Origin of the sequence: Bradyrhizobium huanghuaihaiense (assembly GCF_007830635.1) — a bacterium.
GTDB lineage: Bacteria > Pseudomonadota > Alphaproteobacteria > Rhizobiales > Xanthobacteraceae > Bradyrhizobium > Bradyrhizobium huanghuaihaiense.
In genome coordinates this window covers 36880-50920 of record NZ_VLLA01000017.1, presented here as the reverse complement: position 1 = coordinate 50920, position 14041 = coordinate 36880, and the positions used below count along the sequence as shown (strand labels likewise).

The 14041-nt window shown below is 61.3% G+C and carries 13 protein-coding genes and 1 pseudogene; 7 read left to right on the top strand and 7 right to left on the bottom strand.

All coding sequences use genetic code 11. The annotated features are described in order from the left end of the window. The first annotated feature begins 201 nt into the window (after positions 1-201). Both IQ16_RS28815 and IQ16_RS28810 read left to right on the top strand, forming a co-directional pair. On the top strand, positions 202-849 hold the full coding sequence (locus tag IQ16_RS28815; RefSeq protein ID WP_018642984.1) for a response regulator transcription factor: 648 nt from the start codon (positions 202-204) through the stop codon (positions 847-849). 504 nt (positions 850-1353) lie between these two features. After that, on the top strand, positions 1354-1608 hold the full coding sequence (locus IQ16_RS28810) for a hypothetical protein (RefSeq protein ID WP_018642983.1): 255 nt from the start codon (positions 1354-1356) through the stop codon (positions 1606-1608). Between the two features lie 95 nt (positions 1609-1703). On the opposite strand, the pseudogene IQ16_RS46670 reads toward IQ16_RS28810, so the two are convergent. The 5 genes and pseudogenes from IQ16_RS46670 to IQ16_RS28785 form a co-directional block, all read right to left on the bottom strand. Beyond that, a pseudogene (locus IQ16_RS46670) lies at positions 1704-1835 on the bottom strand (SDR family NAD(P)-dependent oxidoreductase); the annotation flags it as partial. Between the two features lie 34 nt (positions 1836-1869). After that, complete coding sequence (locus IQ16_RS28800; RefSeq protein WP_018642982.1) at positions 1870-3255, bottom strand: class I adenylate-forming enzyme family protein; 1386 nt, start codon at positions 3253-3255, stop codon at positions 1870-1872. Beyond that, entirely contained in the window at positions 3242-3487 is a 246-nt protein-coding gene (locus IQ16_RS28795) for an acyl carrier protein (RefSeq protein WP_018642981.1), read from the bottom strand. Before IQ16_RS28795 ends, IQ16_RS28800 begins: the two co-directional genes overlap by 14 nt. A gap of 35 nt (positions 3488-3522) precedes the next feature. Further along, complete coding sequence (locus IQ16_RS28790; RefSeq protein ID WP_080648055.1) at positions 3523-5433, bottom strand: long-chain-acyl-CoA synthetase; 1911 nt, start codon at positions 5431-5433, stop codon at positions 3523-3525. Then, a complete protein-coding gene (locus IQ16_RS28785) occupies positions 5430-5699 on the bottom strand; it encodes a phosphopantetheine-binding protein (protein ID WP_026311989.1) in 270 nt (89 codons plus the stop codon). The genes IQ16_RS28790 and IQ16_RS28785 overlap by 4 nt, the downstream gene beginning before the upstream one ends. A 244-nt stretch (positions 5700-5943) precedes the next feature. Here IQ16_RS28785 and IQ16_RS28780 point away from each other — a divergent pair, with 244 nt between their 5' ends. The 5 genes from IQ16_RS28780 (at position 5944) to IQ16_RS28760 (ending at position 11077) form a co-directional block, all read left to right on the top strand. Continuing rightward, entirely contained in the window at positions 5944-7170 is a 1227-nt protein-coding gene (locus IQ16_RS28780) for an acyl-CoA dehydrogenase family protein (RefSeq protein ID WP_018642978.1), read from the top strand. 24 nt (positions 7171-7194) lie between these two features. Continuing rightward, positions 7195-8199 carry an amino acid--[acyl-carrier-protein] ligase gene (locus IQ16_RS28775; protein WP_018642977.1) on the top strand — a complete coding sequence of 335 codons (1005 nt, stop codon included), beginning with the start codon at positions 7195-7197 and terminating at the stop codon, positions 8197-8199. A 32-nt stretch (positions 8200-8231) separates the two neighbouring features. After that, positions 8232-9533, top strand: a complete 1302-nt coding sequence (locus IQ16_RS28770; protein WP_018642976.1) for an O-acetylhomoserine aminocarboxypropyltransferase/cysteine synthase family protein — start codon at positions 8232-8234, stop codon at positions 9531-9533. Beyond that, positions 9530-10657, top strand: coding sequence for a homoserine O-succinyltransferase MetA (gene metA / locus IQ16_RS28765; protein ID WP_018642975.1), 1128 nt, complete (start codon positions 9530-9532; stop codon positions 10655-10657). Before IQ16_RS28770 ends, metA begins: the two co-directional genes overlap by 4 nt. 180 nt (positions 10658-10837) lie before the next feature. Next, complete coding sequence (locus tag IQ16_RS28760; protein WP_244635878.1) at positions 10838-11077, top strand: hypothetical protein; 240 nt, start codon at positions 10838-10840, stop codon at positions 11075-11077. Positions 11078-11093: 16 nt separating this feature from the next. Here IQ16_RS28760 and cysN read toward each other — a convergent pair whose 3' ends face one another. Both cysN and cysD read right to left on the bottom strand, forming a co-directional pair. Next, entirely contained in the window at positions 11094-12971 is a 1878-nt protein-coding gene (gene cysN / locus IQ16_RS28755; RefSeq protein WP_018642973.1) for a sulfate adenylyltransferase subunit CysN, read from the bottom strand. Continuing rightward, positions 12971-13909, bottom strand: a complete 939-nt coding sequence (cysD, locus tag IQ16_RS28750) for a sulfate adenylyltransferase subunit CysD (RefSeq protein WP_018642971.1) — start codon at positions 13907-13909, stop codon at positions 12971-12973. Before cysD ends, cysN begins: the two co-directional genes overlap by 1 nt. Positions 13910-14041 lie beyond the last annotated feature (132 nt).

Here is a 14041-nt window from a genome sequence, read left to right as displayed (position 1 = left end):
GTCTCAGGAGCGTTACGGACATCGGAAGCGCAGATTGCCGCGTGAGCGTCGGAGAGCGAGCTAAGCCAATCTAATTTTGCACTGCGACATGGATATTGGTCGTATTGGAAGAAATTTCGAGGGATCGGTGCTGCGCCTTGGGAAATAGCAGCACGTTAACGGCGTTAAAGTTTTTGGGGGCGTCACGCTGAGGAGCGCCCAATGCGACGTACTAATGTAGTCATTGCAGACCGGCATCCCGTCGTCCTGCAGGGACTGAGCAACGTGCTCAGTACCGCAGCTGACTTCAACGTCATTGCATCTTGTAGCGACACTGCAAGCTGCATCCAGGCGATTCGTCACTTGGCGCCCGACATCGCGATTGTTGATCCCGCGATGCCCGAGCTCGCCGCGCTGATGGGTCTTTCCGTCAATTCAGAAAATCGTTCGATGCATTTGGTGTTTTTCGCCTCGAGTGAAGATTGCGAAATGCTCTTGGATGCGGCCCCCTTTACCTGCAGCATCGTCCTGAAGGATACGGAGCCAGAGGCGCTGGTGGAGTCCTTGCGGCACATCGCCAATGACCGAAGTCTGCTGCCGATGATGCCATCCGATTCGATCCAATCGCAGGAACAGGGCGCGAATTCGGACAAGATGACGACGGCTCTGACAGACCGCGAGCGCCAGATCATGCGTCTGGTATCCGAAGGATTGTCGAACAAGGAAATCGGGAGACGGCTGACCATTTCCGTCGGCACCATCAAAGTGCACCTACACAACATTTTTCAAAAACTTGAAATCAGCAATCGGACGGTGCTCGCGGCAATAGCTATCGGTCAACATGATCGTCCGACGGGTGGTGAGCGCTAAGAGGATCGTCGCGGTCCGCCAAATCCTGGTCACGCCTCCGACCGCAATGAGCGGGCGCCCTGGACCAGATGCGCCGGCCCGCCCCGAAAGAATCTCGCGAGCGCGCCAGGAGCCCGCTTTGGTAGCCCAAGGCCAAGTCTCCGTCGCGAGCACGATAGCCCTCCGACTTCGGCGTCCATCGCAAGCTCAATGGGGTAATCCGTCAGGACTGTCAGTTCATCCGGAATGGCAGCCAATGCAAGGAGAGAGAGGGCTATTCATTCATCATCTGCGGCTCTGGGTCGATCGTAGTGGTCCGCTGTCAGGTAAAGCGTCGTCACGGGCTATGCGAACGGCTCGAGATAGCATCGCAGAGATATGCCGATTGGAACTCGGCAACTGCGGAGCGGCGGCCCTGGCCTTCCTTCCTGCCCCCCCAGTGGTCAGGGCCGTTCTCCCTTCGGGCCTTGCCGGCAGGACGATAACTCTGTGGTTCAGATGAAGGCCAGTATGGGGCGCAGCTAAATGTCCCTCGAGTTTCACCGTGCCGTCGAGGACATGGAAATCTGGAGCGCGACCGGCGACGGCTTTTCGTTTGTCATCACATACGAGAGCCCGGTTGGCGCCGGTTTTCATGGACGCGCGGGCTATGTGGCGTCGTGGCGGCCGCTCTATGGGGGCAACGGCGCGATCAAGATCGGTGGTTCGGCATTTCTAACTCTTGCGGAGGCCGAGAACGCCTGCAACACGATGCTTGGGCATCTGACGGGGTGTCGCTGAGTTGAACCGCGCAAGCTGCGTCCAGGCTGCGGGGAGGGGCATCCAACTTGACGTGGCGCTAGCGCCAGGTCGCCGATAAATATATCGAGCAGTGAGGCGGTGTTACCAGCGTCGACTGTTACCAGGGTGCCGGTGATGTTCCGGCCTCCTTCACCGAGAAGATATTCGACCACGGAAGCAACGTCGTCAGCCTCGGGCAGGTGGCGTAGCGCGCTGCGGCGAGCGATCAGGCCGATACCGCGGCTGCCGCCGGTGACGACGTTACGCATCGGTGCGCGCCAGTTTCCCCGCTGCCGTGACCTCGAGCCGCTCGACGAAACGGATCACCGCGGGAACCTTCCATGCGGCCAGGCCGTCCTTGCATCGGCTGAGTATCTCTGCGCGGATGGTCTCGTGGCGCTTCTCATCGGTGCCGCCCGTGAGGACGACATCGGCAACCACGATGGCGCCCGTGATCGGGCTCCTGCGCGATCGCGCCCGCGACATCTGAACGCAGGCGTGACGATTGATCACGGCCTCCACCTCTTCCGGATGCACCTTCAGCCCGCCGATATTGATAATGCCGCCTCGCCGGCCGACGAAATGGTATCGATCGCCGCGCAACTCGACGATATCGCCAGTATCGACGAAGCCCTCCGCGTCGGCGAGCGGCAGCGCATCGGCGCCGACATAGGCGCGCGCAGTACGCTTGGAGCGGATCCGCAACGAGCCTTCGACGACCTTCATTTCCACGCCGTCCCGATTTCTCCCGATCAGGTGAGCGGGAAACCCCTCGCGCCCGTCGTCGACGCTAAATCCGACTCCGGCTTCTGTTGAGGCATAGGCATGCCCGATCGACGCGTGCGGAAATGCCTGGGCCAAGCCGTCGAGCACGGCCTGATCAGCAATTTCGCCGGACAAGCGGATATAGCGCGGCGAAAAGTTGGCGGCCGTGCCGCTCATCAGGAGCTTGCGCCAGTGCGACGGTGTGCCGGAGATGTGGCTGACGCCGCCGGCGCGCAGCCGCGCCACATGAGCCGCGATGGTTTCCCCGGGCTCGGATAGCACCATCGATCCACCGCCGATTACGGCTCGCAGGAGGATCTGCAGGCCGCCATAGCGGCGGATATCGTAGAACGTTGCCCAGATTGCGTCACTGTGACGCGCAGGCCCCTCGGCAATTATCGCGCCGGCGAGCCCGTCGAGTGTATGTCGGACGATCTTCGGCAGCCCCGACGTCCCCGAGGTCAGCATTAACCATTCAGTCGCATGATCGACCGTCCGTCCTGCGGCCCTCCGTTCAGGCAGGTCGATGCCGAGAACACTGCATCGTTCAGCACAGTATCCGGATAGCGGTTGATCGGTGACGATGGTGTCGATCCCGGCCTGCTCAACCAGAGCCTGCAGGCGCTCCCAATCGAGATCGGGCGGGCATAGAAGCATGCGGCGTGCGACGCCGTCGAGCTCGATCATTGCAAGCGCGGCGAACAGCTGTCGCGATGTCGCAATCAGCACCGAGCGACCGGATAACTCGCAACATCCGCCAGTCAGGCCGCTGTGCTCGATAATGTCGGTCAGCAATACACTGTGCCGGGCATCGGAAATCGTGCGGTCTTTCGGCCCCCGGCCAAGGTAGTGGCGCAGCGCGATGCTGTCAGGCGGGAACATTCTCGTAGGCTCTGATGAATTCGCCAAGGGTAGACGGGAAGGCTGCATCCTCGGCGACAGTGAAGGGATCGGCGCCGAGTTCGTCCTCCAGCCTTGCAACCAGGATGGCGAAAGCCAGCGAATCGAATCCGGTTTCGTTCAGGGACAGGTCGTCCTGAAGCGGTGGAAGCGTGACTTTCTGTTCTTCGGCGATCTGCTTCATCGCGGAGAAGATCTTCGTTCTGACCGACATGATAAACACCTCCCATTTCGGCTTCCGGGCCGATGTTAGAGCCTGATTGCGCCCTCGATGATGCGCGCGTAGACGGCCCGGTCGATCGAACGATAGCGACCGGTTGCTGGATCGCGCACGAACAGGGGATCACCTACGACCGAAGGATCGAACCCCTCGCTGATCAATCGCTGCTTCTTCTTCCTGAAAGTGTCGGTCGTATCCAGCGCCGGGCATAACCTGACGAAAGCCGGGATTGCGTAAGGCGGCAGGCGACACGAAAGATGTTCTCTGAGTATTCCGAAATCGAAATTTGGGTCCACCACTAGGGCCACCATGCCGGCGCGGCCGTCGGTCCCGGACACCGCAACTCCATACGTCGAGGCGTCGAGAACGCCGGGGCAGTCCGCGATTGCGTCGCTCACCTCGCTGGTTGCGACGTTCTCGCCCTTCCAGCGAAAGGTGTCGCCGACGCGGTCGATGAAGTGGAGGTAGCCCTGCGCGTCGCGCATCATCAGATCTCCACTGCGGAACCAGGCATCCCCCATTGCGAAGACGTCGCGTAAAATCTTCTTCTTGGTCTCGGCAGGATCCGTGTAGCCCTCGAAAGGGCGGCCGTCGGAATTGGCCTTGCCAATACGTCCGACAGCCTCGCCGGTCTCGCCGGGGGCGCACGCGATGCAGAGCCCGGCCTCGTTACGGACTGGGCTGCCGCTGTCAGCATCGACCTTGACGATCGAGGTTGGAAAGCGATGCGCCAGAACCGGCGGTATTCGGCCGATCGCACCCGGCTTTCCATCCACGTTGAACAGCGAAAAATTGCCTTCGGTTGCGGCATAGAATTCGAGGATCTGCGGAATCGCGAACCGGTTGGCGAACGTCTCCCAGATGTCGCGGCGCAATCCGTTGCCGACAGCCAGCCGCAGCCGGTGCCGCGTCTCTTGTTCGGATGCTGGCGCCTTCAGCAAATAGCGGCAGAGCTCGCCAATGTACTGGAAGACGGTACAGTCGAAGCGCTCGATGTCGCGCCAGAATCTGCCGGCGGAAAATTTCTCCGCAATCGCGACAGAACCGCCCGCGCAGAGCATGCTGCAGGGAGCCGCGACGCCACCCACGGCGTGATGGAGCGGCAGGCAATCGTAGAGGCGATCGTCGGTGGACGCGTCCGTCAGTCCGGCAAACCACCCGCCCCAGGCAAGAACGCGGCGATGACTGACGTTCGCCGCCTTCGGCAGGCCGGTGGTGCCCGAGGTGTAAATGAGGAGCGCGCGTTCATCGATCGTGACGTCGCCACGTTCGGCGGAGGACAGCGGTCGTGGTTCGAAGGCGGCGAGCGCCGCATCCAGATCGTCGCGTCGATCGCCGGTGCCAAGGCTCCAGCATTGCGGCACGCGGTGCAGGTGGGGACGGGCGCCCTCGAAGGCGTCCACGCAATCGGCAGCCAGGATGAGGTGATCGGCATGAGCGACATCGATACAGTGGGCGAGCGACCGGCCGACCAGCCTGGTGTTGATCAGCGCCACCGTTCCGCCGACGCTGCTGATACCGAGCCAGCAGGCGAGATAGTCCGGCCGGTTCGGTGCAAGGAGGCAGACGGTGCGGCCCTCCTGAAGGCCAAGGTGCCGTGCCCAACGCGCATACCGGTTGATCCGGTCGGTGAGTTCGCCGTAGGTGAAGGATTGGCCATCCGAGAGCAAGGCGGGCCGCCCGGGCTGCCGTTGTGCCCAATCCTCGACGATGTCGGCGAACAGACGATGCGGCTGGGCTTCGAGCCGTGCGGTCAGTGCGATGGCTTGCAGCCAGGTCTTGGCGGCGGAGCGGCGCGGAGCCTCGCGTCTGGTCGCGTGCTGAATCGCGGCTTTGTTTATGGATTGCTCATGCGGCCGGGCTGGATCGGTATCCTCGCGCACCCGCTCGATGCGGCTCGCTTGGCTCTCGAAGCACAACCTTTGTTCAACTGGCTTCATCCCGACCCGGATCCGAGCTGGTTGAGGATCATCCGCTCCATCGCCTTCACCGATTGGAAGTTTTCGGGTGTGATCTCGAGTTGGGGAAGGATGAGATCGAACTCGGCTTCGACCTTGAGCATCAACTCGACCATGCCCATCGAGCTCAGCCCAATGTCCACGAGTCGCGACTCCGGGTGGACCTCAGCGATGATTGCGTTCTGCTGGAGGACGCTCCTGACGACCGATAGAACGCGGTTCTGAACGTTGACGGCAAAGTCGTGCATTTCAGCCGGTCTCCTGCCGTGGCCAGGCGTGATCACATGAAGGGCGACGATACCCAACTGTAACTTCGGCCAATAGCTCTGCTTCAGAGGTACCTCGCCCGGGAGCGGAAGCTTCCTGATACCCACTTCTGCGCCAACGACGCGGCGAGGGAAGTGGGTTAGTTGTCGGCTTTTCATCGGAATCCGTCTCGACCCGGCTCGCAACGTCCAATCATGACAACCATGAAGCGGGAGGCTCTGGCCCATGACTGTGCAGGAAGTTCAGTTCCGCAACAGCGCCACCGAAATTGGTCGAATTGCCTTCTCTCCCGCCGAATCCTCGTTCCAACGGCGAACGGCAAATGTCGCGGAGGTCGCTGCGGCGGAGGCAGAAGGGGTCGATCGCGAGGCGCGCTTTCCGCGGACGGCGATCGACGCGGCGCGGAAGGAAAGACTTCTGGGAGCTCAGATTCCGATCGAGTTCGGCGGGGAGGGGGCGTCGATTTCCGAGGTCGCCGACATGTGCTACGCGCTCGGCCGGGCCTGCGCTTCGGTCGGGATGATCTTTGCGATGCATCAGACCAAGGTCGCGTGCCTGGTTCGCCACGGGGCGGATAGCGGGTGGCACGAAGGTCTCATGCGACGCGTGGCTGCCGAGCAGCTGCTGCTGGCATCGTCGACCACCGAAGGTCAGAACGGCGGAAACATACGCTTCAGCTCCGCCGCAGTGGAGCGCGCAGGCACCGAGATTTCGCTGGTGCGCGATGCGACGGTGATTTCGTACGGCGCCGAGGCGGACGGCATCATCACTGTCGCCCGCCGCTCCGAATCCGCTGCCGGATCCGATCAAGTGCTGCTGGCCATCACCCGTGACAATTATACGTTGGAGCGCACTCTGGGTTGGGAGACGCTCGGCATGCGCGGGACCTGCAGCGCAGGCTTCAAGCTGGATTTCCGGGGAACTGCGGACCAGATATTCCCCGTGGCATACGAAAAGATCCATGCGCAGACGATGACGCCCGTCGCTCATCTGTGCTGGTCTTCGGTCTGGGCGGGAATCGCGGCGGCGGCGGTGGACCGGGCGCAGCTCTTCGTCCGCAAGGCCGCTCGCGGGTCGGGCGGCAATACGCCTCCTGCCGCGGCGCACTTCACCGCCGCCAGGATGACCCTGACGAAATTGCGCGCCGTCATTGCGGCTAGTCTGCAGTTCTACGAAGCCCGCGGACGAGACGTGCGCGCGCTGTCGTCCGTGGACTTCCAGTCCTCGATCAATCTTCTCAAGGTGGAGGCCTCCGAGCTTGCGGTTACGACCGTCATGCACGCGATGCGCACCTGCGGCCTGTCCGGTTACCGCAACGACACCGACGTAAGTATCGGACGCCACCTGCGGGACGTGCTTTCCGCTCCGATCATGATCAACAACGATCGCATCCTCGCCAGCATCGGGCCGGCGACGCTCATGAGCACGATTCCTGACTCTCTGTGCGATTGATTTTTTTCTGAAAGGAAAGGCCTGATGAACTTCGCCATTGTTGAAGCACCGGCGCTCTCCACTCAACCTAAAGCCGATCCGTTGGACCATCTTGCCGATGCGCTTTTCCACGAGATGGGATCTCCCGGCGTCTATGGCCGCACCGCGCTCTACGAAGACGTCGTGGAGCGGATCGCCGCGGTGATCTCACGGAATCGCGACCCGAACACCGAGGTGATGCGTTTTCCGCCCGTCATGAATCGCGCCCAGCTCGAGAGGTCGGGTTACCTGAAGAGCTTTCCCAATCTCCTCGGCTGCGTCTGTGGCTTGCACGGCATGGAAAGCGAGATTGACGCGGCGGTCAGCCGCTTCGATGCCGGCGGCGACTGGACCACGTCGCTATCGCCCGCCGACCTCGTGCTGTCGCCGGCCGCCTGCTATCCGGTCTATCCGATCGCGGCGAGCCGAGGGCCCGTGCCGGCCGGCGGCTGGAGCTTCGACGTGGCCGCCGACTGTTTCCGCCGCGAACCTTCACGCCACCTCGACCGGCTGCAGTCCTTCCGAATGCGGGAATTCGTCTGCATCGGCAGTGCGGATCACGTCTCGGCGTTCCGGGAGCGTTGGATCATACGTGCGCAGACGATTGCACGGGATCTCGGGCTAACCTTCAGGGTCGACCATGCCAACGACCCGTTCTTCGGCCGGGTCGGCCAGATGATGGCGGTAAGCCAGAAGCAGCAGTCGCTGAAGTTCGAACTGCTGGTGCCGCTGCGCTCCGAGGAGCAACCGACTGCCTGCATGAGCTTCAACTACCATCGGGATCATTTCGGCACGACCTGGGGCATTGTCGATGCAGCCTCCGAGCCGGCCCACACAGCCTGCGTGGCGTTCGGAATGGATCGTCTGGCCGTCGCCATGTTTCATACCCACGGCAAAGACGTCGACCTGTGGCCGACCGCAGTGCGCGAACTGCTGGGCTTCGCGCAGACCGACGGCCGAGCACCTTCAGCAAGCGAGGAGGTCCGATGCGCCAGGGAAGTCGGGAGCTAGCCCGGGGCAGGAGAGCCGAAGGGCCAGCTACCATGAGAAGAGAGACTGTCGCCGTCCATGGCGGCTTCGAAGACGATCCGGCAACGAAGGCCGTTGCCGTGCCGATCTACCAGACGGCCGCCTATGCATTCGACAGCGCCGACCATGGAGCGGCGCTCTTCAACCTCGAAGTCGACGGCTTCCGCTATACCCGGATCGGCAATCCAACCAACGCTGTGCTGGAAAAGCGCGTTGCCGCTCTTGAAGGAGGCATCGAGGCACTCAGCGTTGCCTGTGGGCAGGCCGCGGTGAACTATGCGGTCGTCAACATCGCCGAGATGGGCTCCAATATCATCTCGGTCCCGCAGCTCTACGGCACCACGCATACGCTGTTCGCGCACATCCTGCCGAGGCAGGGCATTGCCGTCCGCTTTTCGGAAGACGACCGGCCGGAGAGCGTCGAACGGCTGATCGACGACGATACACGGGCAGTGTTCTGTGAGAGCGTCGGAAATCCGGCCGGAAACGTCTGCGACATCCAGGCGATGGCTGAGGTGGCGCACCGGCACGGCGTTCCCCTGATCGTCGACAACACCGTGCCGACACCGATCCTTCTCAGGCCGATCGAGTACGGCGCTGACATCGTTGTGGAGTCGCTTACGAAATTCATGGGCGGGCATGGCACGACGCTCGGTGGAATTATCATCGACAGCGGCAGGTTCCCCTGGACGGAGCATCGTCGGCGCTTCCCGATGATGAACGAGCCGGAGAAATCGTACCACGGCCTGGTCTTTACCGAGCGCTACGGAGCCGCTGCCTACATCGCGCGTTGCCGCGCCGTTTCCCAGAGAACCACAGGTGCCGTGCTTGCGCCGATGAACGCTTTCCTGCTGCTCCAGGGCATCGAAACCGTCGCGCTTCGGATCGAGCGGCACGTCGAGAATGGCGCAAAGGTCGCGCGATTCCTGCGCAACGACGGTCGTGTCGGGTGGGTGAATTACGCGGGCCTCCACGACAGTCCCTATTTTGCGCTAACGCAGAAGTATCTCGATGGTCGTGCGTGTTCGCTGCTGACGTTTGGTGTCGCCGGAGGCTTCGAGGCGGGCAAGCGGTTCTACGACAGGCTGAAGCTCTGTAAGCGGCTGGTCAACATAGGCGATGCGAAGACGCTGGCCTGCCACCCCGCGTCGACAACGCACCGGCAAATGTCAGTCGAAGAGCAGGAGAAGGCCGGCGTGCGACCCGAGATGATCAGGCTGAGCGTCGGAATTGAGCACATCGACGACATCCTCGCGGATCTCGATCAGGCGCTCTGCGCCGCGAATGTTTCGGCAACCGTGAAGGCATTCGGATGACTGTCCTAATCGATATAGATTCGCACGAGCACCATCTCTTCTCCAGGGCACCGAGCGGCGCCTATGCGAAGGAGCCCCCGGGAAGCCGGGGAGATTGTCTCGATATCGGGCTTATCAACAACATGTCGGATGCTGCCCTGATGTCGACCGAACGCCAGCTGTTCGACCTGCTGAATGCGGCCGCGGGACGAGTTTGCGTCAGGCTGCACTTCTATACGATGGAGTCGACCCCCCGTTCCGAATGGGGACGTGACTACGTGCGTCGATACTACCGTGGCATCGGCGATCTGCTGAACAGGAGCCTGGATGGAGTGATCGTGACAGGCGCCGAACCCAGGGCCGCCAGCCTGACAGACGAGCCATATTGGACCACCTTCGCCGAGATCGCCGATTGGGCGAGGGAGAATACCGTGTCGTCGGTGCTTTCCTGCCTGGCTGTTCATGGAGCCGTCCTGCACCTGGACGGCGTTGCGCGCCACAAGCTGCCTGCCAAATGCTTCGGTGTCTTCGCTCAAACAAAGACGAGACATCATCCCTTGATGCAGGATGTACCGAGAACCTTCCGAATACCGCACGCCCGGTGGAACGAGGTGCAGGAGGAGGATCTCACGGACTGCGGATACTCGGTTCTCAGCTGGTCGGCGGACGCTGGAGCCGACTGCTTCGTCAAGCAGCAGAAGACCAGCCTTTTTGTCCATTTCCAGGGCCACCCGGAATATGAGACCCAGAGCCTGCTGGGTGAATATCGAAGAGACATGGGGCGTTTCCTCCGGGGGGAAAACGAAGTCTGTCCGACGATACCGAGAGGCTATTTGAATGAAGGCGCGGAAGAGATGCTGATCGCTTTCCGACAGAAGGCCCTTTCCGACAGAAACCCGGAGCTTTTTGCCGATTTTCCGGTCGATCAGCTGACGAAGGACCTGAGCAACGTCTGGCGTCTTCCGGCCCAGCGCATATACCGCAACTGGTTGCGCTACATCGTCTCGCAGCGACGCTCACGCTCGGTGCGAGATGCAGCTCTCGCTGCAGCCGGAATTCCGGCACGCCGCCACGGACGAGTTGCCGCTCGATCCGCTCGCCTGGCGCACTCGCCAAACCCGGGGACAACGAGGCGGCTCGGATAGAAGGAGTGAGAGTTCAGACGATGGTTCGATGCCGTGAGATAGGAACAGCCGATCTCGATGCCGTCGCCGATCTTCTGACAAGAGGTTTTCCGATACAGCAGCACGCCGAAAAGCGCTGCTGATGGTCGCTCCCCGGCTTCGTCGAGCGGTAGCCGGACGTCGGCCTCGCCCGACAGATGCGTGGAAGTGGAAATCGGATCCAGCCGGTCGATGGACTGCCTCAACCAGAAGCTCAGGAGGGAGGTCGATCGGGTCAATCCAAGCATCAATCTGCCGCCCGTCGATGCCAGATCGCCCGACCTCAAGGTCGGGATCGTCAACATCCCTGGTGTCCAGCAACAGTATGGCCGGAACTTCGGCGTTTCCGTCGCTCCCTACCGGCCGCCGCCGGTGTTCTCCTCGCCAATCGGGCATCGATGAAGTGGTCCAATGCCTGTTAGATGAATACAATTCCGAGTGCGGCCAATTTCTTCACGATCTGGTCCGCCAACTCCTCGGGCTGCTGACCAATCGTTTGCAGGTGTATTTCGGGAGTTGTCGGTGGTTCGTACGGGGCATCGAAGCCGGTAAAATTCTTGATCTTGCCGGCTTTCGCTTTGGCATAGAGGCCCTTTGGATCACGCCGTGCACATTCGTCGAGGGGTGTGTCGACGAATACCTCCATGAACTCTCCATCGGACACCAGACGACGCACCATGTCCCGCTCGGCGCGGTACGGAGAAATGAACGAGCAGAGCACGATCAGGCCTGCATCCACCAGGAGTTTTGCCGCCTCTCCGGCACGCCGGATATTCTCAACGCGGTCCGCCTCCGTGAAACCGAGGTCCCGGCTGAGGCCATGGCGCAGATTGTCGCCGTCCAGCATCATGGTGTGGTGGCCGCCAGCGTGAAGCCGGCGCTCGACGATGTTGGCAATCGTCGACTTGCCGGCACCCGACAGGCCAGTGAACCATATGATGGCTGGCTTCTGGTGCTTCTGCGCAGCGCGCTCTGACCTTCCTATCAATGTGGCCTGCCAGTGGACATTGGTGGCACGACGCAGGCCAAACGCAATCATCCCCGCGCCGAGCGTATGATTGGTCAAGCGGTCGATGACGACAAATGATCCAGTCTTGCGATTCTGCCCGTACGGGTCGAACGCGACGGGTGTGTCCGTCGACAGGTTGCAGAACGCGATATCGTTGAGGCCGAGGGTGCGGGCGGCAAGATGTTCGCGCGTGTTGACGTCAATCTTGTACTTGATCCCGGTGACCGTAACCGGCGTCGTCCGGGTGCCGATGCGGGCCAGATAGGAGCGGCCAGGCATGAGTTGCTGGTCGCTCATCCAGATGACATGTGCGGCAAACTGGTCCGATACTTCGGGAGGAGAATCCGGACTGATCAGGAGATCGCCGCGGGCGATGTCCAACTCGTCTGCGAGCGTGATCGTGATCGCGTCACCGGCCTGGGCGGAGGTCTGAGCGCCTTCGGCGGTCAAGAGTTCCTTCACCCTTGAGAGTCTGCCGGAATTCGCGACGGCGATGGGGTCGCCGGCATTGATTGTCCCGGATGCCACCGTGCCGGCGTATCCTCTGAAATCAAGATGGGGTCGGTTGACCCATTGCACCGGAAAGCGGAACGGACTTTCGATCGTGTCGCTACTCACATCGATGGTTTCGATATAGTCGAGCAGGCTTGGCCCGCGAAACCAGGGCGTGTTGTCCGACACCTTCGTAACGTTGTCGCCATGTCGGGCCGAGATTGGAATCGGTGCGATCGAGGAAAAGCCGAGTTCCCCGGCGAAGGTTCTGTATTCATCGACAATGCGAACGAAAATGTCGCTTTGATAGGAGATCAGATCAATCTTGTTCACGGCCAGGACAACATGACGTATGCCGAGCAGCGAACAAATCAGGGAGTGTCGTCTGGTCTGCGGCAAAACACCTTTGCGCGCATCGATCAGGAGAATGGCGAGATCGGCTGTCGATGCGCCAGTGGCCATATTCCGCGTGTATTGCTCGTGGCCGGGTGTGTCGGCGACAATGAAAGAACGTCGAGGCGTGCTGAAGAAGCGATGTGCAACGTCGATCGTGATGCCTTGCTCCCGTTCGGCTTCGAGCCCATCCGTGAGAAGTGCAAGGTCGATGTCGTCTCCGGTGGTGCCGTGGCGCTTCGACTCCGCTGCCAACGAGGATAGTTGATCTTCAAAGATCAGCTTGGAGTCATGCAGGAGGCGGCCGATCAGAGTGGACTTTCCGTCATCCACCGATCCACAGGTGAGGAAACGAAGCAGGTCCTTGCTCTGCGCTTCGACGGGAAACTCGCGGCTGTCCATCAAAAGTAGCCTTCGCGCTTCTTTCGCTCCATTGATGCGGATTCGTCGCTGTCTATCAGGCGACCCTGCCGCTCCGAGAGCCGCGTCGATCTCATTTCCGAGATGATATCTTCCAGCGTTGTGGCACTGGAATCGATCGCTCCGGTCAGGGGATAGCAACCCAGCGTTCGAAATCGAACTTGCCGCGATTCCGGCTGCTCGTCCGCATTGAGGGTCAGTCTCTCGTCATCGACCATGATCCAGGAGGCGCCGCGCCCCACGACCGGGCGGTGTTTGGCGAAATAGAGCGGCACCACGGGAATACTTTCCAGATGGATGTAGTGCCAGACATCCAGTTCGGTCCAGTTCGATAGCGGGAAAACGCGAACGGTTTCGCCCGGTCCGACACGGGTGTTGTACAGGTTCCACAATTCTGGGCGCTGGTTGCGGGGGTCCCAGACATGTCCGCGCGAGCGAAACGAGAAGATGCGCTCCTTGGCCCGGCTCTTCTCTTCGTCCCTGCGAGCGCCGCCAAAAGCCGCATCGAAGCCGTAGAGATCGAGCGCCTGTTTGAGCGCTTCGGTCTTCATCACCTGAGTGTGGATCGTCGAGCCCGATGTGATCGGCGAAATGCCGCGGCCAAGACCATCCTGGTTGATGTAAACGAGCAGCTCGATGCCGAGGCGCCGCGCGGTCTCGTCCCGAAACGCGATCATCTCGTGAAACTTCCATGTCGTATCAACGTGCAAAAGTGGAAACGGGAGCTTAGCGGGGTGGAACGCCTTGAGCGCCAAATGCAGCATGACGCTGGAGTCCTTGCCAATCGAATAGAGCATCACCGGGCGTCTGAATTCGGCGACGACTTCGCGCATGATCTCGATTGATTGAGCTTCCAGACCCTTGAGGTGTTTCGGAAGCCCGCACTGCGTTCCGTCAGTGGTCGATGCGACGAAATTCATTGCAGGCGCCTTCAGGGGAATCTCATTGGGAATGCCAACATACTTCATGCCATGCCGGCAGCGATAGCTCATGTCGACGGCGCGCAGAGCTATGCCGTCCCGCGGTGGGAGGCCGGCGCCGATGAATTCTTG